Genomic DNA, 20,438 nt, shown 5'->3' with positions numbered 1-20,438 from the left:
GAAGCGAGTAGGAGCTGGGCGGGTTCCGGACGTGGAGTGGGCAGATCGGTGGTGTTCCGATCTGTTAACGAAATAAACGGAATCCGTATCAGCTGTAGCGGCGCAGGAATTCCTCGCGGGGCATCCACGCCATTTTCGGGGTGCCCTCGCTGGGCGCGCGGGTCGTGCCGTACGCGGCGCGCAGCAGTCGGAACCCCAGGCCGTACCAGCGGGAACGTGCGGGCGGCAGGTCCAGCAGCGTGAAGCCCGCCTGCGCCAGCGGCCCGTGAAACAGTGTCACGGCGAACACGGCCTGCGCGGAGGCCAGTTCCGGGCGTTCGTGCAGGGCGGCCGCCACGTCCTTCAGGCTCCGCACGTAAGCGCGGTACGCGCCCAGTTGACTGCGGGCGGCCAGTCCCACGACACGCGGCGAGTGCAGGTGCAGTTCGGCGGTGGGCGTGCCGGGCGGCAGGGGCAGCGGGGCGGGCGCGTGGTCCAGCGGCGCGACCCGCATGACCGCGTCGGCGCGGGCGGTCAGGTCGATCACGCCGTGATCGCGCGCGAAGCGGTCCTCGACCACGCGGGTGTACGCCAGGGTCAGCAGGTCGCGCGGCGTGCCGGTGCGGGCGTCCGGCAGGTCCCGCAGCGGCACGGGCCGGTAGCCCAGTGCCCGCCACGCCGTCAGGGTGGCGTTCAGGTCGGCGGGCGGGACGCTGCGTAGCGCGCCGGGTTCAGGGCGTCCCTCGGGCGCGGGCAGGGGCCGCAGCCCACGCGCCAGCAGGCCGCGCAGAGCCGGTACGCTGTCCGGCGCGGCCCAGCTCGTGACGGCCTGCCCGGCCACGGCTTCCAGCAGGGTCAGGTCGGTGGGGTCGCCCGCGCCTGCCAGTTCATGCCCGGCCAGCGCGGCGGCCCGCACGCCCTGCGGGTCCAGGCGGGCCAGGGCAGGGGAGATCAGCAGGGTCGCGGGCACGCCCTCCAGCGCCGTCAGGGCCGCGTGCAGCGCCGGAACGTCCGCGACCGGCACCAGCAGGGCCACCTGCGGCGCGCCCGGATGCCCGCCGTGCCACGCGCCACCCACCCCGGCCCGCAGCGCCAGCCGCAGCAGCAGCCCCTGTGCGGCGCGGTCGTGGGTCGCGCGTTCCTGCGGACTGTGAGAGGAGGCCATGCCGTGAAATCTACTGCACCCGGCGCACCCCGGCAGGTGATCATGAGCCCGGCGTGGCGGGTGACCGTGAGGGCTGCCAGGGGTATCCACCGAAAGTCGGGGGACACTCTCATGTCTGGCGTCGTATGCTCCTCGGAGCGATGCTTCAGGATTCCTTAAACTTGTACGGGCTCCGGACCTCCGGCCCACGTGGCGGCCGGGCATGAAACCGCTGCGGATCGGGCTGTTCACCGACACGTTCCTGCCGGACCAGAACGGCATCGTGACCAGTGTCGCCCTGCTCAGCGACGAACTGCGCGCCCAGGGACACCACGTCGACGTGGTCGCCCCGGACTTCCCGGAACACGTGGACACCCGCAGCGACGTGGTCCGCGTGGACAGCCTGCGTTACATGTTCCTGCCCACCTACCGCCTCGCGTGGCCCACCCGCCGGGACTTCCAGCAGAAGTACGACGTGGTGCACACCCACACGCCCCTGACCCTGGGACTGGCAGGCGCCCGGCTGGCCCGCAAGTGGAAGGTGCCGCATGTCGCCACGTACCACACACACATCGAGGCGTACACGCACTACGTGCCGGGCGTGACGGCCCTGCAACGCCACACGGGCGTCGTGACCCGCGTCATGAGCCTGCTGTACGGCCGCGCCGACGCCGTCATCACGCCCACCGCCGGCATGATGGACGTCCTGCGCGCCATGCGCGTGCGCAACCCGGTCGTGATTCCCACCAGCATCGACCCGCGCGTCCTGCGGGCCGCCCCGCCGGTCGAGAACCCCTGGCCCGCCGGGAAACGCCGCCTGCTCAGCGTGGGCCGCCTCGCGCGCGAGAAACGCTTCGATCACGTGCTCGACACCCTGACCGGCCTGCCCGACGCGCACCTCGTGATCCTGGGTGAAGGACCGGAACGCCAGCACCTGGAAGCGCACGCCGCCCGCATCGGCGTGACCGACCGCGTGACCTTCCTGGGCATGCGCCCCTGGGAGCAGATCGGCGCGTACTACCGTCTCGCGGAACTGTTCCTGTTCGCCAGCGACACCGAGACGCAGGGCCTGGTGCTTCAGGAGGCGCAGCTGATGGGCGTGCCGGTCGTGGCGGTCGGTGCGCGCGGCACCCTGAGCGGCGTGGCGCACGAACGCAGCGGGTACCTCGTGGCGCCGGCTGACGTGAACGCCCTGACCCGCCACGCCCGCGACATCCTGGAGAGCCCGCAGCTGTGGGCGCAGCTGTCGGCCGGCGCGCGCGCGTTCGGTTCGTCCACCACCCCGGCCGGCGTGGCGCAGCAGGTGCTGGACGTGTACGCCGACGTGCTGGGCATGCCCACCCAGGTCACCTTTCCGGGCGAGCCCCTTCTGACTCCGCGAAATACCCTCGCGTATGACCAGTGATGTTGCGCAGGTGCTGCCACGCGAACGGCAGCAGGCCGCGCTCCAGCCGCCGCGCGCTGGTCTCCACCAGTGCGCCCGGCACGAACGCCACCTCGCCCAGCCGCGCGATTTCCTGACCCAGGATCACGTCCTCGTAGGCTTCCACGTCCGGGTACCCGCCGGCCAGCAGCGCCGCCCCGCGCGAGTACGCCATGTTCGCGCCCGCCAGGTTGGGTTTCCCCACGATCCGGCAGGCGTGCAGGAACGCGCTGTACCCGGCGCCCGACAGCCGCGACCAGTGCGGCGCGACCCCGCAGAACCGCATCGGGCCGTACAGCGCCGCGCGGCCCGGCGCGGCCTCACTGAGCTTCTCCAGCCACTGCGGACTGGGCAGCGAGTCCGCGTCGGTCGTGGCGACCCACTCGCTTCTTGCGGCTTCCAGGCCCATCTGGCGGGTGCGGGCCACGCCCGGCTCCTCGCAGCGCAGCACGGTCGCGCCCCAGGCCCGCGCGACCTCCACCGTCCGGTCGGTGCTGCGGTTGTCCACCACGATCACCTCGTCGGGCGCGTGGCGCTGCCCGGCCAGCGCGCGCAGCGTCAGGGGCAGGTAGACCTCCTCGTTACGGGCGGGAATGACGACGGTGAATCCGGGCACGCGCACAGGCTAGCAGGCCCGCGCGCCCCTCATGCCCACTTCATGAGGACCGCGCGGCACCCGGCCGCCCCGCAGGCGTCAGAATGGCAGGCGCCGTGACCTTCCGAGACCGCCTTCCCCTCCGCCCCGGCACGGCGCGCGCCGTGACTGCCGCCGCCTTCTCGCTGGCCTGCGCGGAGATGATCCGCTCGGGCCTGTACCTGTCGTACCTGGGCCAGAGCACCCTGGCGCAGGACGCCCTGGGCATCACGCCGTCCGTGGTGGGCCTCGCGTGGGCGCTGCATATCGGCGCGGACACCGTCATGCGCGGCCCCGCCGGACTGCTGATCGCCCGCTATGGCCTGCGCCCGGTCATGATCGCCGGGGCGGGCCTGAGCCTGCTGGCCCTGGCGCTGCTGCCCGCCGCGCACGCCGCCTGGGCCCTGCTGCTGATCGCCGCGCTGCACGGCGTGGGCTTCAGCGCCGCGTGGCCCGGCGCGATGAACCTCACGGCGGACTCCACCACGGACGGCGTGCAGGGACGCGCCCTGACCGCCGTGTCCATGGTGATCCTGCCGTTCATCGGGCTGGGGTACTTCCTGTTCGGCACGCTGCGCGGCGCACCCCTTCAGAGCGTGTACCTGCTCAGCCTGGGCGTGCTGGGGCTGTCGCTGCTGGCCGCGTTCCTGCTGCCGGCCCGCGCCGTCCGTGGCCCCGCCCGCGAGGTCATGAACGCCGGGGCACGCCGCGAGGTGCTGCGCCGCCTGCGCCCGCTGCTGCCCGCCGCGCTGATGCAGACCGTCACGCTCTCGCTGTTCGGACAGGTGCTGTTCCGCGTGACCGACGAACTGAACCTGACGTACTGGACCATGATCGCCATTCTGGTCACGGGCGGGGCCGCCGCGTTCGGCAGCCTGCCGTTCATCGGGAAGGTCGCCGACCGGGGCCGCGCCACCCTGACCCTGACCGCCGGGTTCGGCCTGATCGCGCTCGGCATGGCCGGTATCGCCCTGCTGCCGCCCACCTGGGCGCTGTTCCCGCTGGCCGCGCTGGTCGGGCTGGGCTTTGCCGGCGTGCAGCCCGGCTGGGGCGCCCTGGTCACCCGCACGCTGCCTGAACCGCAGCGGCCCGCCGCGTGGGGCGTCCTGATGACCCTGGAGAACATCGGCACGGCCGTCGGGCCACTGCTGGGCACCCTGGCGTTCGTGCAGCTCGGCGCGCGCGGCCCCTTCGCGCTGGGCGCACTGCTGGCACTGCTGGCCACCGTCTTCTACGTTCTGTTCCGCCACGCCTTCCCACCCGCCCAGCGGACCGACGCACCCGTGACCGGCGCGGGCGAGGTGACCTCCTGAGCCGCCTACCGGGTGCCTCGCCGGGCCGCCGGGCGCTGACCTGGGTGGGCGGCTGCCTGGGCCTGCTGGCCCTGACGGACCTGTTGGGCCGAGCCGCCGGACTGGGTGCCCTGGGCGCCGGTTCCCGCCACGCCCCTAGGGTCGCCCTGACCTTCGACGACGGCCCCGGCCCCCGCACCCCGGACCTGCTGGCCGTCCTGGCCGAGCACGGGGCGCACGCCACGTTCTTCGTGACCGAACCCGCCTGCCGCGCCCACCCCGAGGAGCTGCGCGCCCTGCACGCGGCCGGGCATCAGGTCGAGGCGCACGGCCGCTGGCACCGCCACGCCCTGCTGCTGCCCCCCTGGCAGGAGTGGGCGCAGGTCGCCTGGCACCCCCGCGCCGACCAGAGTGGCCCGCACCTGTACCGCCCCCCCTACGGCGGCCACAGCCCACTGACCCGCCTGCTGGCCCGCCTGACCGGCCGCCAGATTGCCCTGTGGGACGTGGAAAGCCGCGACTGGACCGCCCTGCCCGCCGGGGAACTGGCCGCGCAGACCCTCGCCCGCACCCGCCCCGGCAGCGTGATCCTGCTGCACGACGGCCCGCAGGTCACGCCCGAACTGCTCGGCGCCCTGCTGACCGGTCTGCGCGAACGCGGCCTGAAGCCGGTCACTCTGAACGACCTGCACCCCCACCGCATCGGCCTGCGTGAGGGCTGGACGCGCCTGCGCGGCAGTTACGGCGGGTAGGCGGGCAGCAGGAAGCGGACGGCGGGAACAGAAAAAGCCCTCTCCGTTGTGGAGAGGGTTGGGCGAGGGGTCTTTCCCCCGTCAGCTGATCGGGGGTTTGCTGACGCGTTGACGGCCCGCCAGGGCACGGCCCAGCGTGACCTCGTCGGCGTATTCGAGTGCGCCGCCCACCGGGAGTCCGTACGCGATGCGGCTCACGACGGCGCCCAGCGGTTCGAGCAGCCGCTGGAGGTACAGCGCGGTCGCGTCTCCCTCGACCGTGGTGCCGGTCGCCAGGATGACCTCCTGACCCTCCTGCACGCGCGGCAGTAACGGGCGGATGTGCAGTTTGTCCGGCCCGACGCCGTTCATGGGGCTCAGGACGCCGTGCAGCACGTGGTACAGGCCACGGTACTCGCCGCTGCGTTCGATGGCGATCACGTCACCGGGTTCCTCGACCACGCAGATCAGGTCCTGATCGCGGGTCGGGTCGCTGCACACGTCGCAGCGGTCGGCGTCCGTGATGTTGAAGCACACGGGGCAGGTGTGCAGGTCACGCTTGGCTTCCAGCAGCGCCCGCGAGAGCCGCTCGATGTCCTCGCGCGGCTGCTCGAACAGGTGAAACGCGAGCCGCTGCGCGCTTTTCGGGCCGATGCCCGGCAGGCGCGACAGTTCCCGGATCAGCGAGACCAGCGATGGAGGGTACTTCAAGCGCCCCTCAGAATCCGGGGATGCCCAGGCCGCGCGTGGCGTCCTGTTGCAGGGCGTCGGCCTTGGCGCCCGCGTCCTGCAGGGCCACCAGGATCAGGTCTTCCAGGGCTTCCACGTCGTCCGGGTCCACGGCCTCGGGCTTGATCTTCAGAGCCGTGACCTTCCCGTGGCCGTTCATGGTGACGGTGACCAGTCCGCTGGCGCTGCCTTCCACGCTCTTGGCGGCCAGGTCGTCCTGAATCTTCGCGGCAGCGGCCTGCGCCTGCTGCATCTGCTTCATCAGCTTCTTCATGTCCATGACACGCAGTCTAGCGGGCCGGGGCAGGGGAGAAGGTGGCGCGCGGCGCGGATGGGCAGAAACCGGCTTTACAGCGCGGGCGTGCGGGTGCCCTTGGCGCGGCGGTACAGTTGCGCGGGGCGGCCCACGCCGCTGCGGCGCTCACCGCTGACGGTCAGGGTGCCCTGCGACAGCAGCCGCTTGCGGAAGTTGCGTTTGTCCAGTTTGCGGTTCAGGATCGCCTCGAACACGCCCTGCAACTCGGGCAGCGTGAAGGTGTCGGGCAGGAATTCCAGCGCCAGGTTCGCGTACTCCAGGCGCAGTTGCAGCCGGGCCAGGGCGCGGTCCAGGATCGCCTGGTGATCGAAGGCGAGGCGGGGCGGGTGGTGCGCGCGGACCCACTCGGCGCCCAGGGTGTGCCCGCCGCCGCTGACGCTGACCGTGCCGTGCGGCAGGACCGCGAGGTGCGCGACGCTGACGATCCGGCCGCGCGGGTCGCGGTTGACCTCCCCGAACGTGAAGAACTGTTCGAGGTGCCTGGGTTCGAGTTCCACGCTGGTCTCGGTACGCAGTTCGCGCAGGGCGGCCTCGTGCAGTTCCTCGCCGGGGTGGACGAAGCCGCCGGGCAGCGCCCAGTCGCGGGCGTGCGGCAGTTCGCCGCGTTGCACCAGCAGCACCATCAGTTCCCCGGCGTGCATGGCGAAGGCGGCGACGTCCACCGCGAGGCCGACCTGGGTGGCCTGCGGGGGAAGGGCGAGGCTGTTCATCCCTGAATGCTAGGGTTTGTGTCCCTGGTACGTCAAGGATAAGTGTTGCCCCCCTGCCCGCCGGACGCCTACGCCAGCGCGTTTCAGGTCAGGTTTTGGGTGGAGAGCGGCAGCGGCCCCGCCTGCGTGGGCGCCGGGGCTGGCCGCGCCGCCCGCGCCTCGGCCAGTGACACCAGCACGTGCGCGCGTAGCAGCTCCGCCGTGCTCCACGCCTGGAAGGGGCACCCGCCGGGCCGCAGGCTGTCCCCGGCGAACACCTCGGACACGTGCCCGATCCCGGCCTCCCAGACGTGCCCGGTCAGGCCTGCCAGGGCCGCGCGCGCCCGCCGCACCTCGCCGCGCGAGAGCAGCAACTCCACGAACGCCGTCAGCGGCCACGGCCACACCGTCCCCTGGTGGTACGCGGCGTCCCGCTGCACCTGCGCCCCCCCGTAATTGCCGCGGTAACGGGCGTCCAGCGGCGAGAGTGTGTGCACCCCGACCGGCGTGAGCAACTGCGACTCGACCTCGCGGATCACGCGGTCCACCTGCGCGGGCGTGGTGGGCGTGTCCGGCAGGGCCAGCGCCAGCGCCACGTTCGGGCGCACGCTGCGGTCCGGGGTGCCGTCGGCGGCCAGGGCGTCGGCGTACGCGCCGCCCTGCCAGAAGGCCGGGAAGGACTCGCGCGCGCGGGCCAGGGCACCCACGTACTGCGGGCGTTCCCCCAGCGCGTCCGACAGCCGCGCCTCGGCCCCCAGCGCCGCCAGCCACAGCCCCTGCACCTCGACTGGCTTGCCGTGCCGGGGCGTGACCACCCAGCCCTCTATCTTCACGTCCATCCAGGTGAGCTGCACGCCCGCCTCGCCCGCCAGCAGCAGCCCGTCGCGGTCGTCCACGCGGATGCCGTGATCCGTGCCGCGCAGGTGCCAGTCCAGCAGTTCCCGCAGCGCCGGCAGCGACGACCGCGCAAACTCCAGGTCGCCGGTCACGCTCACGTAGCGTTCCAGCGCCACCGCCAGCCACAGCGCGCCGTCCACCGTGTTGAAGCCGGCCCCGCCGCCGTCGTCATGGAAGTTGTTGGGCGTCAGGCCCCGGCGCAGGCTGGCCAGGAACGTGCCCAGCAGGTCGCGCGCCTCGGCGTGCCTGCCGGTCAGCAGGGTCAGGCCGGTCAGGGCGATCATGGAATCCCGGCCCCAGTCCGCGAACCACGGGTACCCGGCGATCACGGTCACGCCCGCCGGTCGCTCGCGCCGCACCAGGTAGGCGTCGGCGGCGACGGCCAGCGTGGCGACCAGTTCGTCGCGCACGCCGCTCGTGTCCTGCGCCCGCAGCGCCAGCTCACTGCGCCGCGCGGCCTCCTGCGCGTACGCCGCCCAGGGGTCCACGACCGCGTGCCCGGCCGTCGCGGGCGTCACGCCCTGCACGACCAGCGCCACGCGCCCCCCGCCGGCCGGAAGGCTGACCTCCCACAGGTCGCTGCCCAGCGTCACCTCGTGGTCCGGTTCGCCGCGCGCCGCGTCGTGCCGGTAGTACACCCGCTGCGGGTGCGGTTGCGGGGTCAGCGCGTCGATCACGGCGCCCGGCGCGTGCAGCGTGGCCCGCGTGAACGGCCCCCCGTCCGCACTGCCGCCCGCACCGCCGTCCGCGCCGCGCACCGTCACCTCGCGCCCCCCGGCGCTGAAGTGCAACTCCGGCACCCGCGCGTGAACGTGGTGCATGTCGCGGTTCACGAACAGCCCCCCCAGGCGCAGCGTGACCGGCTCGCGGCTCTGCACGTCGTACAGGAACACGGCCGCGCCGGAAGCGGGCGGCATGAACACCCGGCGCCGCACCCGCACGCCCGCGAACAGCTGCTCACGCTCGGGCAGCAGGTCCCACACGGCCGCGCCGGTCAGCAACTCCAGCCCGCGGCCCTCGAACACGCCGGGCGCGATCTCCAGCGCGTGCAGCGTCGCCTCGCGTCCCGCGACGTGCAGGGTTTCGAGCGGCGAGACGAACAGTGTGCGGCGCCGCACCGGCGGCTGCTCGCTGACCACCAGCCCCGAGTAGCAGCGGGTGGGCACGCCCGCCACGCTGCCCAGCGCGAAGCCCCCCAGCCCGTCGGTCAGCAGCACCTCCAGATCCGGGTCGCGGGCCGCCAGTGGGCCGTACGTGTACGCCGAGACGGGACCGGGAGTGGCGGGACGGGCAGGGCCGGAAGTTGAGGAACCGCTCATGCACACAGCATGGCAGACGCCCGGTGAGTCCGGCGCAGTGACCCTGCGTGATAGACTGAGGTTCATTCGCCCGCGACCTGTCGTGGGCAACAGCCGCCCGGACGGCCAGCGTGCACCGGGCGCGTAAGAGGTGATGAACATAGCGAAAGAACACAAGGTCAACGAGCAGATTCGTGTGCGCCAGATCCGGTTGATCGGCGCGGAAGGCGAGCAGGTGGGCATCATTGACACTCGCGACGCCATGAACATGGCCCGCGAGGCCGGGATGGACCTCGTGATGGTCAGTCCGCAGGCTGTGCCCCCCGTTTGCCGCCTGCTCGACTATGGCCGGTTCCGCTACGAGCAGCAGCAGAACGAGAAGGAAAACCGCAAGCGCGCCCGCGCCCAGGAAGTCAAGGCCATCAAATTCCGCGTGAAGATTGACGGCAACGACTTCAAGACCAAGACCGGGCACGTGCGCCGATTCCTCGAGGAAGGCCACAAGGTCAAGGTCACCATCATGTTCCGCGGGCGCGAACGCACCCACCCGGAACTCGGTGAGCGCATCCTGGTGCGCGTGGCCGAGACGCTGGCCGACATCGGCGCTCCCGAAGGGACCCCCAGCATGATGGGCATGGACATGAACATGATCATGACCCCCAAGGCTGCCCCGGCCCCCAAGAAGGAACGCACGGACGACGCCCAGGCGGAAGGCGCGCCCACCACGGCCGCCGCCCCGGCCGAAGCTGCCGCCAAGGCCGACGTGGCCGACGCGCCCGCCGCTGCTCCCAGCGAAGCCGCCAGCGCCTGACCCCCGGTCAGACCACCCACCGCTGAGCATTGACCCAGCACAGAACGCGCGGCCTGCCCTGTACCGGGGTGGGCCGCGTTTCTGTCGGAATGATCGGCACGTATGAATGGACGCTCAGTGCGCCAGCAGCCCGTATTGTTGCCCGTCCCTCAATCCCCCGGATGCTTTATTTTATAAACTATCGTCCGATCCGGGCAGGGCTACCCTGACCCGCCCACCCCAAGGAGAACCCACCATGATCAAGATGTACACGACCAGCTGGTGCCCCGACTGCCACGCCACCAAACGCGCCCTGACCAGCAAGGGCCTCGCCTTCGAGGAAATCAACATCGAACAGGACGACCAGGCCGCCCAGTACGTCATGAGCGTCAACGGCGGCAAACGCAGCGTCCCCACCCTCGTCCACGGCGACGTGGCCGCCAGCCTCAGCGGCTTCCGCCCCCAGAAACTCGACGCCTTCCTCGCCGAAGCCGGACTGTAAGACACGTCGAAAGGAGAAGGTTGATGGTTGATGGAGGACACCCCTCTATCAACCATCAACCTTTGACCATCACCCCCTGCGCAGTCGGGCGGCCTCGCGCGCAGTCACCACGCCGTCCTCTGCCACCGTGTACGCCCAGACGGTCAGCACATCCGGCGTGATCTCCAGGCGCAGGAAACCCGGCTGACCGTACGCCGCGAAAGCCGCCGGGCGCGTCCCGACCGCACCACCCCCCACCTCGCCCGCCGCGCCCGACACGGCCGTCCACGTGCCCGCGCAACCCGGCTGCGGCGCGAAAACCTCCAGCGCATGCACATGCCCGCTGAGAATCACGTCGGCCACTCCGCACGCCGCGCCGTACAGGTCCCGCACCGCGCCGCCCCGCTGGAACGTCAGCGGCAGACCGTCGTACTCACCGGCGTTCCCGTGCCGCCCGTTACTGAACAGCGGGTGATGCCCCAGCACCAGCCGCCAGCGCGCCCCGCTGCCCCGCACCGCGCCCGCGAGCCACGCCCGCTGAGCGGCGTCCCACGCGCCACCCGGCCGCTCCGCAGGGCGCAGGCCCGGCAGGTACGCGGCCAGCGGCGCCGTATCCACCGCGAAGAACTCCGCCAGCGCCCCCACCGGCGCGCGGTACGAACGGCCCGGCATCACCCACTGCGCGTTCAGCCGCGAATACGCCACCTGAACCTCCGCCCCGCGCGCATCGGCACCGTCACCGCCCACCAGCCACGACTCGTCATGATTGCCCGGCACCATCAGGAACGGCACGCCCAGCGGCCCGTACACGTCCGCGAACCGCTCCCGGAACAACGGCGAATTCACGTCCTCCGGCCCCGCCGGGTAGAAGTTGTCGCCCAGCCCCACCCCCAGGTCGCAGCCCTCCCGCGCGCAGACCTGCCGCATGGCCGCCGCCACCCGCCACTGCACGTCCGTTCCCGTGCCCTGATCCCCCATCACCAGCACCCGCAGCTGATCAGCGGGCAGGGCCGGGAGCGCCGCCTGCACGTCCGGTACGGGCATGGTGCCCGTCAGAGCAGGCGCGCACGCTCCCAGCGTGACCCCCAGCAGCAGACCCAGCGCACCCCTCCACAAAGTTGGCAGCATGACTGCAATGTGACGCTTAGAGTGATCTCACGCAACAGCCAGGAGGGAACCATGAACGACTACATCAACGCCATCCGCAACAACTACGCCAACTTCCAGGGCCGCGCCCGCCGCCGCGAATACTGGATGTACACCCTCATCAACGCCATCATCACGTTCGTGCTGGCCATCCCGCTCTTCAGCGTCGTGATGGCCCTGATCGCAGAGGCAGACGCCAGCGCGGACCCCGGCGCCGCCCTGACCGGCACCACCCTGATCTTCGCCACGATCTACGCGCTCTACGCACTCGCCACCTTCATTCCCAGCCTCGCCATCGCCGTGCGCCGCCTGCACGACACCGGCAAGAGCGGCTGGTGGTACCTGCTGAACCTCGTGCCCATGGGCAGCCTCGTGATCTTCATCTTCACAATCCTCGACAGCGAAAGCGGCAGCAACAAGTGGGGCCCCAATCCCAAAGGCCTGACCGATGGCGCCGCCATTCCCGCGCAGAACTCCGCGCAGAACTGGTAAGCCTCCGCCCCAAACGCCGCCTCCGGTCACCTGGGGCGGCGTTCCTGCATGGGTGCCGCACCTGCGCCCTGCCGGGGCTGCGTGCACCGTTACGCTGAGGGCATGATCAGAACGTCAGGAACGATGAGGGCTGCCCTGCTCCTGGGCTGGATGGGGCTGGGCTGGGCGGGCGGCGCACACGCCGCAGACTGGAGTGTCGGAGCGCAGGTCGCGGGCGGCGCAGCAGTCAGCGGATCCGGCGCGGCCGTCGCCGAGGGAGGCGTGCAGGTCGCCGTGACCGGCACGCTGCCCGGCACGGCCGGCGCGGTACGCGGCACGCTGGAACTGAACACCGCCACGCCCGCCGCGTTCAGCCGCGCGTTCGTGCGCGTGGATGCCACCTACCTACGCCCCAGCGGCAACTGGTACTACGGGGTGGGGGCCGGGTCAGGCGTCAGTCTGGACGTGCGTACGTCCGATTCCGGGTTGCCGGACGCGCTGCTCTCACCGGTCGCACTGGCGAACGCGCACGCACTGGTGGGCTGGCGCGGCCCCGGCGTGAACGTGGAAGGCATCGTGCGGGCCGGACCGACCAGCCTGATCGGCCTGCGCGTCCTGGTGCCGCTGCGCTGATGCGGTGCGGTTTGTGACCCTGACCGCGCACGTCACGCCCCGTGCGGAGCTGACCCCGGAACTGGAGGCCGGGCTGCGGTCCCTGCTGATTGCGGCGTACCCGCACTTCGCGGACTTCTGGGCGGGCACGTCGTACTGGGGCAGCGAACCGGAGTGGCACCTGTGGCTGGCCGACCCGGAGGGTGTGCCCGTGGCGCAACTGGGATTCGGGCGGCGCGTGGCGCAGGTCGGGGGGCGTGACGTGACACTGGTGGGCGTGGGTGGGGTCGCCACGCATCCCGCAGTCCAGCGCCGGGGCGTGGGCCGCCGCCTGCTGCGCGACCTGCACGCCTTCCTGCATACACTCCCGGACGTGGAATTCGCGTTCCTGCAATGCCGCGAGGAGGTCGTCCCGTTCTACGAGAGCGGCGGATTCGTCCGCGTGCCGAACGCCGCCCACTACCTCGACCCGGATGAGGACCGGTGGGTCACGAACGCCGGTCCCACCCTGATCCTGCCCGTGTGCGCCGCCCTGGGTGACTGGCCGGTGGGGGAGAGGGTGAATCTGCGTGGGCTGCCGTGGTGAGTGGACAGGACTGGATCAACTCCCGGCCGGGTGGACAGCCTGGGGCACCGTGCCGGTGCTGAACCAGTCGATCAGCGCCTGCGGGTCGGTGGGTGTCAGGTAGTACTCCCGGTCGTTGTGGATGAGGATCACGGCCTGCCCTGGGCGTGCGGCCCCCGCTGCGGCCTGGATCTTCCCGCCGGTTCCGGCGCGGCTGATGAACGTGCCGGTGTAGTAACCGGGCGTGGCGGTGCCGAACAGCCGCGTGCCCAGGGGGGTGTGCGTCAGGGCCGCGCGGGTGTCGTGCCGGGGGAACCGCAGGGTGGTCGCGGCAGTCCGGACGGTCAGAGTGTCACCGTCCAGCCGGTAGGTCAGGCGCGGCCGAGCGAGCAGCAGAACAGTGATGGGCACGAGCGGCAGCAGGAGCAGCAGCGTCCAGTCGGGTCTGGCGGGGCGGGCGGGCCGGAAAGTGGCGTTCTCTCCGGACTGCCAGGAGCGCAGCAGTGCCTGCGGGTCGGCGGGCGTCAGGACGGTGGGCGTCCGGGTGGCGAACACCAGCGCCGAGCGCCCCTGCGAACCGTCGCTGAACACCTGGGCGCGACCGGTGGGCGTGCGGAACAGGCCGACCGTGTACCCCGGCAGGACGCTGCCGATGACCTTGCCGTGCAGCGTGACGGCCCGCGACTGGACGGGCGTGCCGGGCGGAATGACGACCCGCGCGCCCAGCGACCGCGCCGTGAGCGTGCCGCCCTGCACGGAGTACACCGGCAGCCTCAGTACGGGCGGAAGCAACAGCAGGGCTGGCAGGATCAGCAGGGGAAGGAGCAGCAGCAGGCGCGCGGCGGGCCACCAGCGCGGCGTTTCCTCGACCTGTACAGGGAGCAGCGTCATGCTTTCCAGTACGCGTCGCGCGCGGTCCCGGTTGCCGCTGCGTGCTCCCGGGCGCTATCCTGCCCGCATGAAGCTTCCCGCCCGTCACTCCGGTCTGGTGATGCGTGGCGTGGGGCTGCACCGAATGCCGCTGCTGCCCGGACTGGTCACGCGAACTCTCAGCGCCTGAGAACCCACCTTCCGTGGTTTTCAGGCGTTCTGCTGGGTGTGGTCAGACCGGGCTTTCTCTATGGACGCTGGTGGGCGCTGAAGGCGACCTGCCAGGAAAGAGGTTGATATGCACGTAGTTCTTCCCGACGGTAAACAACTGGAACTCGCTCAGGGGGCCACCGCGCTGGACGCCGCGCGCGCCATCGGTGAACGCCTCGCCGGTGACGCCGTGGCCGCCACCGCGAACGGTGAACTGGTGGACCTGATGACGCCCCTGCCCGACGGCGCACACATCACGCTGATCACCAAGAAGAACCCGGGTGACGCCGCGCCGCTGTTCCGGCATTCGCTGGGGCACGTGATGAGTCAGGCGGTCGGCGAGTACTACCGCGCCAAGGGGTACGCGGACGACCAGATCAAGCGGGGCGTGGGCCCGAGCATCGAGAACGGCTGGTACCAGGATTTCGACCTGCCCGAACCCATCAAGGAAGAGGACCTGCCGGAAATCGAGAAGGTCATGCGGGACATCATCAGCCGGAACCTGCCGTTCACGCGCCGCGAGATTACCCGCGCCGAGGGCCTCGCGCAGTTCCCGCACGACCCGTACAAGCAGGAACTCATCGCGGGCCTCCCCGAAGACGAACCCATCACCTTCTACACCCAGGGTGACTACACGGACCTGTGCCGCGGGCCGCACTTCCCGAGCACGGGCCGCCTGCCCGGCGCGTTCAAGCTCATGAGCACCTCGGGCGCGTACTGGCGCGGGAACGAGAAGAACCCCATCCTGCAACGCGTGTACGGCGTGGCGTTCGCCACGCAGAAGGAACTCGACGAGTACCTGCACGCCCTGGAAGAAGCCAAGCGCCGCGACCACCGCAAACTCGGCAAGGAACTCGAACTGTTCACCATCGACCCCATGGTCGGCAAGGGCCTCCCGCTGTGGCTGCCGAACGGCACGGTCCTGCGCGAGGAACTCACCGCGTTCCTCAAGGAACAGCAGTTCAAACGTGGCTACCAGGGCGTCATCACGCCCAACATCGGGAACCTCGACCTGTACCGCACCAGCGGCCACTACCCCTACTACGCCGAGTCGCAGTTCAACCCCATCGAGGTCGATGAAGAGCAGTACATGCTCAAGCCCATGAACTGCCCGCACCACGTGCGCATCTACGGCAGCAAGCCCCGCTCCTACCGCGACCTGCCGGTCCGACTGGCGGAATTCGGCACGGTGTACCGCTACGAGCAGAGCGGCGAACTGAACGGCCTGACCCGCGTGCGCGGCTTCACGCAGGACGACGCGCACATCTTCTGCCGCCCGGATCAGCTGAAAAAGGAATTCCTGGACGTCCTCGACCTGACGGTGCTGGTCCTCAAGACCTTCGGCATGACCGACGTGCGCTTCCGCGTCGGCACCCGCGACCCAGAAAGCGACAAGTACGTCGGCGACGAGGCCAACTGGAACCTCGCCGAGCAGCAGATCATCGAGGCGGTCGAGGAAGTCGGCCTGCCGTACACCATCGAACCCGGCGACGCCGCCTTCTACGGCCCCAAACTCGACTTCGTCGTCAAGGACGTCCTGGGCCGCGAATGGCAGCTCGGCACCATCCAGGTCGACTACAACCTCCCCGAACGCTTCGACATCAGCTACGTCGGCGAGGACGGCCAGGACCACCGCCCCATCATGATCCACCGCGCCCCCTTCGGCAGCGTCGAACGCTTCACCGGCATCCTGATCGAACACTACGCCGGGGACTTCCCGCTGTGGCTCGCGCCCCGCCAGATCATGATCATCCCCATCGCCGACCGCCACAACGACTACGCCTGGGCTCTGCGCGACGAACTGCACGCCGCCGGCCTGCGCGCCGAAGTCGACGACTCCTCCAACCGCATGAACGCCAAGGTCCGCACCGCCGAACTCAGCAAGATCCCCGTCATGCTCGTCGTCGGCGACAAGGAACAGGAAGGCCGCGAAGTCAGCGTCCGCGAACGCACCCCCGACGGCCTCAAGGAACGCAAAGGCGTCGCCTTCGACGACCTGAAAGGCGAACTGCTCACGCGGTACAAGACCCGCAGCTGAAGCTGAGCCGAAACAGAAACGCCCGGTCTTCAGGGACCGGGCGTTGCCATTCATCAGGGGTTGAACGTCAACGGGGTCAGATCAATGGGTGCATCCGTCCGGTCCGGCAGCGCCACGAGGATGGCCGGGCGGGCAGAGATCGGCGCGGAATACCAGTCCTTGACAGAATTCATTAGATTGATGTTCATTGGTGCGCTCTGCCCTGGCGTCTTGATGGATCTCGGAATCTGGGTGTTTCCCTGCTCATCCACTGGTGTGGCAATGGAAATGAAAATGGGCGCCTTGTAAGTCCGTTCGGTCGGATACGTCATGGTGTGTTGAACGTCTGCTCGGATCAGGAGAACTGCATTCTGGCCTGAACTCTTGACCGTGATACGCCGCAAGTCTGTTATTGTCGGCGCCCAGGGCCAGATCAGGGCGCCGTTCCATAGATTCAGCGGATAGTGTGGTGGGGTTCGCCAGACAGCCTGGGGAAGTTGGCTGACGCTCTTTTCAACCTGACGAGCGTACAGCGAGGTCAGTTGACCTTTACTCCAGGCCAGAGGAAACTCTTTGCCTTGTAGGCTGACCTGTTCACCCCTGACCTGTAGAGGCCATCCTGCCTCGCTCATGCAGGCCAGCAGGGCGGAAGGATTGACGTAGGCGACGGTCGGCATGTCGGAAAGCAGGTAGCGGGGTTGATCGGCGGCACTGGACGTAGTGGGTCCCTGGCAGACCCAGGAGATTGCCGATGCGATGCTTGCGGTTGGGAGTCCTGCATGCCGTAATTCCCATGATTCGCTGTGGTACTTGAGTTGAATGCCGTATGGCTTCAGCTGAGAGTTCGCTTCCCGGACGGTCAGGTAACCCTCTGCACGGAGTTCGCGGACGGATTGAGTGGTCGTACTGTTGAATGGATCCGTCCGTGCATACAGCAATTCCGGCACGGGCCACAGCAGCAGGGTGGCGAGTGCGAGGAGTGCGGCGGCACTCAGGGCGGGGTGGACGTGCTGATTGGCTCGCAGACTGCGGGCGACGGTGGCGGGCGAGCCGAGTTCCTGCATGGCCTGGGTGCGGGCCTGTTCGGGGGTCAGGCCGGTCAGGGTGAGTTGTCGGGTGCGTTCGGTGATGTGGTCGAGCAGTTCGGTCTGAGTCTCCTGGCGCTCCTTGCCGCGCAGGCCGCGCGTGGCCCTGCGGACGTAGTGTTCTTCGGGGCTCATGCGAATTCCAGGTAGGGGCGCAGGGCGTGGGCGTGGGCGCGTTGTTCTTCGCGCTGGCGACTGAGTTCGTTCAGGCCGGTGGGGGTCAGGTGGTAGTACTTGCGTGGTGGGCCGCCGGTGTCGCTGGGGCGGGTTTCGGCGCGGATCAGGGTGCGTTTTTCCAGGCGGTGCAGGGCGGGGTAGAGGGTGCCTTCCTTGAAGTTGAAGTGGCCGCCTGTGCGTTGCTGGACGTCCTGGATGATCCGCAGGCCGTAGAGGGGGCCGTGTTCGAGGCTGGCGAGCAGCAGGAAGTCCAGGGTGCCGCGCAGCAGGTTGCCGTCCGCATTGCTACTTTGCATGGCTACATAGTGATGCAAAGTAAAGGCGGAAGTCCATACCCCCGCCGGTGGTGTGACCCGCCCGAAGCGGGCCGCAACGCTTACCGGAACAGTTGCAGCCGTGCGTCGATCAGTGTGGCGGCGCCCGGTCGGGCGGTCGTCACGGCCCGCACCTGCGCCAGTTCGGCCGCGTCCGAGTAGTCCGTGAGTTTCATGCCGTTCAGGAAGACGGTCGGCGTGCCCTGCACGTTCACCGCCATCCCGGCTTTCATCTGGGCTTCCACGTCGGCCCGGAAGGTCCGCTGGCCCACGCAGGTCTTGAAGGCCGCCGTGTCCAGACCGGCGGCCCTGGCGTACCCGGCGTACTTGGCGGGAGCGTCTTTCGGGTCCAGCGGCGTCCAGGTGGCGAAGTTGGCGAACAGTTGATCCGCGAAGGGCATGAAGCGTCCCTGCGCGGCGGCGCATTCGCTGGCCTCGGCGGCGCCCTGCGCGTTGCGGTGGAACGACAGCGGGAACTCGTAGTGCACCACCCGGAACGATGCCGGAGCCGCCCGCCAGTCGCGCATGGACGTGTCCCACAGCTGCTTGCAGTACGGGCACTGGAAGTCGCTGAAGATCCGCAGGACGTTCGGCGCGCCGACCGAACCGGCGGCGGCTTTCACGGGCGGGAAGGCGCTGTCCGGCCAGACTTTCATGGCCACGTACCCCAGGTAGCGGGTCGAGTTGCCTTCACCGGTGATTTTCAGGGCGATCAGGTCCGTGCCGCTGTCGTCCGTCAGGTCCACGTACCCGGTGCGGGCGGCGGCCAGCAGCTGCGGGTTCGAGAGGTTCTGCGTCAGTGTCGGCAGGTCCTTCTCGGCCACGCCCCACCCGGCTCCGATGCCGCGCGCCAGTCCGCTCACGGAGTCGGATTCCACGAACACACCCACCACGCGCCCGCCCGCCACGTCCGCCGTGACGCGGGTGGCGCCGCTGACCAGCCCGCCGCCCTGCGCCGAGAAGCCCTTCAGGGTCGGTTGCGCCGCCAGTTGCGCCGGCGTGCCCATCAACTGCGCCTGAGACGCGCCCAGGGTCAGGGCCGCGCCCAGCGCGACCACGCGGGCCGTCAGAACCAGATTCGATCGTTTCACCCCGGCAGTCTAGAGGCCCGCCCGCGCGTCCGCGTCACCAACCCCGCTGCGGCGAGGGCTGCGGGGCCTTCAGGGCGTGGCCGCGCCACCCAGCACGTCCCGCAGCACATCCCGCAGCAGGTCCGGGCGGTCCGTGATCAGGCCGTCCACGCCCATGCCGATCAGGCGGCGCATCTCGGCCGGGTCGTTGACGGTCCACACCTGCACGGCCACGCCCCGCGCGTGCATGGCCCGCACGAAGCCCGGCGTGACCACCTCGATGCCTCCGGCGCGAACCGGCACCTGCGCGACCTGCCCCGGCGCGCCCGCCAGCCCGGACAGCCCGACCTTGCTGAGCAGCACCAGCGGCCGCAACTCGCGTTCGGTCATGCTGGTCATGACTTCCGGGCACAGCGTCCGGAATTCCGCGAGGGCCGCGTCACTGAAACTCGCGACGACCACCCGGTCCGCCGCGCCTGCCGCCCGCAGGGCCTCGCAGAAGGGCGCCGCGATGCTCGGCTGCGCCTGCTTGATCTCGATGGTCAGCCACGTGTCCGGGAAGGCCGCCAGCACCTCGCCCAGTTGCGCCGGGGGCACGCCCTGAGCCCGGTACGGGAAGGTCACCCCGCCGTCCGGCGTGAATGCGTACCCCGCGTCGGCGGCCAGGACTTCTTTCAGGGTCAGGTCCGCGATGGCGCCCCGCGTGTCGGTCAGGCGGTCCAGGGTCGCGTCGTGCGACAGGACCAGCCCGCCGTCCCGCGTGCCGTGCAGGTCCATCTCCAGCATGTCCACGCCCAGGTCCGCCGCGTGCCGGTACGCCAGCATGGTGTTGCTGGGCCGCACGAGTTCGCCGCCCTGATGCGCCACGTTCCACGTCCGCCCCGTGATCAGCGGGTTGCTGCCCGCCCCGGACGGCAACTGGGCCGTTCCGGCGCAGCCCGTGAGGATCAGCGCCAGCATGGCCGCGCCCGCTGCCAGCGTCCTGCGATTCCGCCTTGCCGTCACTCGTGAATGCATGCCCCAGCCTAGTGCATTGACCACCGGGATCCCGTGTTCAGAGGCGGGTGCCGTGGGTGAATTCTGCCGGGCAGGACAGACAATCGCCTCGCATCCCTGCGTGTGACGGTCCCCCCTGTTTACAGCTCGGAAAAGCCGTGCTAACATTCCTTCCGCTGGAGAGGAAGACCCACCAGCCGCCCGCAAGGGACAGCAACAGCCTCACGGCGCTGTAGCCAAGTGGTAAGGCAGAGGTCTGCAAAACCTCCACCACCGGTTCGAGTCCGGTCAGCGCCTCCAACACACCCCGCCCACGCAGCGCCGCGCTGCACGGCACATAGACTCGTAGCTCAGGGGTAGAGCACTACATTGACACTGTAGGGGTCAGGAGTTCAAATCTCCTCGAGTCTACCAACCGGAAACTCCCGCCCAGGCGGGGGTTTTTTCTGTATACCGTCCATGAGAGCCCGGTGCTGAAACCCTCAGGGGAACGCTCACGAAA

The 20,438-nt window shown here is 70.0% G+C and carries 21 protein-coding genes and 2 tRNA genes; 11 read left to right on the top strand and 12 right to left on the bottom strand.

Annotated features, from left to right (window positions below; genetic code table 11):
- Positions 1-88: 88 nt before the first annotated feature.
- Positions 89-1,144: a YkoP family protein gene (locus IEY70_RS08210; protein WP_189064515.1), complete on the bottom strand. Its 1,056-nt coding sequence runs from the start codon at positions 1,142-1,144 to the stop codon at positions 89-91.
- Between the two features lie 202 nt (positions 1,145-1,346).
- Between IEY70_RS08210 and IEY70_RS08205 the strand changes: the two genes are divergently transcribed.
- Complete coding sequence (locus IEY70_RS08205) at positions 1,347-2,528, top strand: glycosyltransferase family 4 protein (protein ID WP_189064514.1); 1,182 nt, start codon at positions 1,347-1,349, stop codon at positions 2,526-2,528.
- Here IEY70_RS08205 and IEY70_RS08200 read toward each other — a convergent pair.
- Positions 2,470-3,162, bottom strand: a complete 693-nt coding sequence (locus tag IEY70_RS08200) for a glycosyltransferase family 2 protein (protein ID WP_189064513.1) — start codon at positions 3,160-3,162, stop codon at positions 2,470-2,472. The two genes, IEY70_RS08205 and IEY70_RS08200, sit on opposite strands and share 59 nt — an antisense overlap.
- Before the next feature lie 95 nt (positions 3,163-3,257).
- Between IEY70_RS08200 and IEY70_RS08195 the strand changes: the two genes are divergently transcribed.
- Positions 3,258-4,493 carry an MFS transporter gene (locus tag IEY70_RS08195; protein WP_229777760.1) on the top strand — a complete coding sequence of 412 codons (1,236 nt, stop codon included), beginning with the start codon at positions 3,258-3,260 and terminating at the stop codon, positions 4,491-4,493.
- A gap of 44 nt (positions 4,494-4,537) precedes the next feature.
- Positions 4,538-5,224, top strand: coding sequence for a polysaccharide deacetylase family protein (locus IEY70_RS08190; protein ID WP_229777759.1), 687 nt, complete (start codon positions 4,538-4,540; stop codon positions 5,222-5,224).
- Between the two features lie 81 nt (positions 5,225-5,305).
- Here the strand turns inward: IEY70_RS08190 and recR are convergent, their stop codons facing one another.
- The 4 genes from recR to IEY70_RS08170 form a co-directional block, all read right to left on the bottom strand.
- The gene (gene recR, locus IEY70_RS08185) at positions 5,306-5,914 is read right to left on the bottom strand and encodes a recombination mediator RecR (protein WP_189064511.1); all 609 of its coding nucleotides are present in this window, start codon (positions 5,912-5,914) and stop codon (positions 5,306-5,308) included.
- Positions 5,915-5,921: 7 nt separating this feature from the next.
- Entirely contained in the window at positions 5,922-6,212 is a 291-nt protein-coding gene (locus IEY70_RS08180; RefSeq protein ID WP_189064510.1) for a YbaB/EbfC family nucleoid-associated protein, read from the bottom strand.
- A gap of 68 nt (positions 6,213-6,280) precedes the next feature.
- On the bottom strand, positions 6,281-6,958 hold the full coding sequence (locus IEY70_RS08175; RefSeq protein ID WP_189064509.1) for an NUDIX hydrolase: 678 nt from the start codon (positions 6,956-6,958) through the stop codon (positions 6,281-6,283).
- Positions 6,959-7,041: 83 nt separating this feature from the next.
- Positions 7,042-9,153, bottom strand: a complete 2,112-nt coding sequence (locus tag IEY70_RS08170; protein ID WP_189064508.1) for an amylo-alpha-1,6-glucosidase — start codon at positions 9,151-9,153, stop codon at positions 7,042-7,044.
- Positions 9,154-9,283: 130 nt separating this feature from the next.
- On the opposite strand from IEY70_RS08170, the gene infC reads away from it, so the two are divergent.
- Both infC and IEY70_RS08160 read left to right on the top strand, forming a co-directional pair.
- Complete coding sequence (gene infC, locus IEY70_RS08165) at positions 9,284-9,943, top strand: translation initiation factor IF-3 (protein ID WP_189064507.1); 660 nt, start codon at positions 9,284-9,286, stop codon at positions 9,941-9,943.
- Positions 9,944-10,178: 235 nt separating this feature from the next.
- Entirely contained in the window at positions 10,179-10,424 is a 246-nt protein-coding gene (locus tag IEY70_RS08160) for a glutaredoxin domain-containing protein (RefSeq protein WP_055362196.1), read from the top strand.
- 69 nt (positions 10,425-10,493) lie between these two features.
- Here IEY70_RS08160 and IEY70_RS08155 read toward each other — a convergent pair whose 3' ends face one another.
- Positions 10,494-11,531 (bottom strand): metallophosphoesterase, encoded by a 1,038-nt coding sequence (locus IEY70_RS08155; protein ID WP_189064506.1) that lies wholly within the window; start codon positions 11,529-11,531, stop codon positions 10,494-10,496.
- A 51-nt stretch (positions 11,532-11,582) separates the two neighbouring features.
- Here IEY70_RS08155 and IEY70_RS08150 point away from each other — a divergent pair, with 51 nt between their 5' ends.
- From IEY70_RS08150 to IEY70_RS08140, 3 genes are all read left to right on the top strand, one after another.
- Entirely contained in the window at positions 11,583-12,041 is a 459-nt protein-coding gene (locus IEY70_RS08150) for a DUF805 domain-containing protein (RefSeq protein WP_189064505.1), read from the top strand.
- Between the two features lie 102 nt (positions 12,042-12,143).
- Positions 12,144-12,653: a hypothetical protein gene (locus tag IEY70_RS08145; RefSeq protein ID WP_189064504.1), complete on the top strand. Its 510-nt coding sequence runs from the start codon at positions 12,144-12,146 to the stop codon at positions 12,651-12,653.
- A 4-nt stretch (positions 12,654-12,657) separates the two neighbouring features.
- Positions 12,658-13,218, top strand: a complete 561-nt coding sequence (locus tag IEY70_RS08140) for a GNAT family N-acetyltransferase (RefSeq protein ID WP_189064503.1) — start codon at positions 12,658-12,660, stop codon at positions 13,216-13,218.
- A gap of 15 nt (positions 13,219-13,233) precedes the next feature.
- Here IEY70_RS08140 and IEY70_RS08135 read toward each other — a convergent pair whose 3' ends face one another.
- Positions 13,234-14,088 carry a PH domain-containing protein gene (locus IEY70_RS08135; protein WP_189064502.1) on the bottom strand — a complete coding sequence of 285 codons (855 nt, stop codon included), beginning with the start codon at positions 14,086-14,088 and terminating at the stop codon, positions 13,234-13,236.
- Between the two features lie 277 nt (positions 14,089-14,365).
- On the opposite strand from IEY70_RS08135, the gene thrS reads away from it, so the two are divergent.
- A complete protein-coding gene (gene thrS / locus IEY70_RS08130) occupies positions 14,366-16,315 on the top strand; it encodes a threonine--tRNA ligase (RefSeq protein ID WP_189064501.1) in 1,950 nt (649 codons plus the stop codon).
- A gap of 53 nt (positions 16,316-16,368) precedes the next feature.
- On the opposite strand, the gene IEY70_RS08125 is transcribed toward thrS, so the two are convergent.
- The 4 genes from IEY70_RS08125 to IEY70_RS08110 form a co-directional block, all read right to left on the bottom strand.
- Entirely contained in the window at positions 16,369-17,514 is a 1,146-nt protein-coding gene (locus IEY70_RS08125; RefSeq protein ID WP_189064500.1) for a permease prefix domain 1-containing protein, read from the bottom strand.
- Positions 17,511-17,852 (bottom strand): PadR family transcriptional regulator, encoded by a 342-nt coding sequence (locus IEY70_RS08120; RefSeq protein ID WP_189064499.1) that lies wholly within the window; start codon positions 17,850-17,852, stop codon positions 17,511-17,513. Before IEY70_RS08120 ends, IEY70_RS08125 begins: the two co-directional genes overlap by 4 nt.
- An 80-nt stretch (positions 17,853-17,932) precedes the next feature.
- Positions 17,933-18,961, bottom strand: coding sequence for a DsbA family protein (locus tag IEY70_RS08115; protein WP_229777758.1), 1,029 nt, complete (start codon positions 18,959-18,961; stop codon positions 17,933-17,935).
- Between the two features lie 69 nt (positions 18,962-19,030).
- The gene (locus tag IEY70_RS08110; protein WP_308425517.1) at positions 19,031-19,957 is read right to left on the bottom strand and encodes a glycerophosphodiester phosphodiesterase family protein; all 927 of its coding nucleotides are present in this window, start codon (positions 19,955-19,957) and stop codon (positions 19,031-19,033) included.
- Positions 19,958-20,162: 205 nt separating this feature from the next.
- Here IEY70_RS08110 and IEY70_RS08105 point away from each other — a divergent pair.
- Positions 20,163-20,236: transfer RNA gene (locus IEY70_RS08105), tRNA-Cys, on the top strand.
- A gap of 39 nt (positions 20,237-20,275) precedes the next feature.
- A tRNA-Val gene (locus IEY70_RS08100) sits at positions 20,276-20,350 on the top strand.
- The last annotated feature ends 88 nt before the right edge of the window (positions 20,351-20,438 follow it).

The organism is Deinococcus seoulensis (assembly GCF_014648115.1).
Classification (GTDB): domain Bacteria; phylum Deinococcota; class Deinococci; order Deinococcales; family Deinococcaceae; genus Deinococcus; species Deinococcus seoulensis.
The sequence above is the reverse complement of the archived record's forward strand: the minus strand, read 5'-3'. Positions and strand labels throughout refer to the sequence as shown.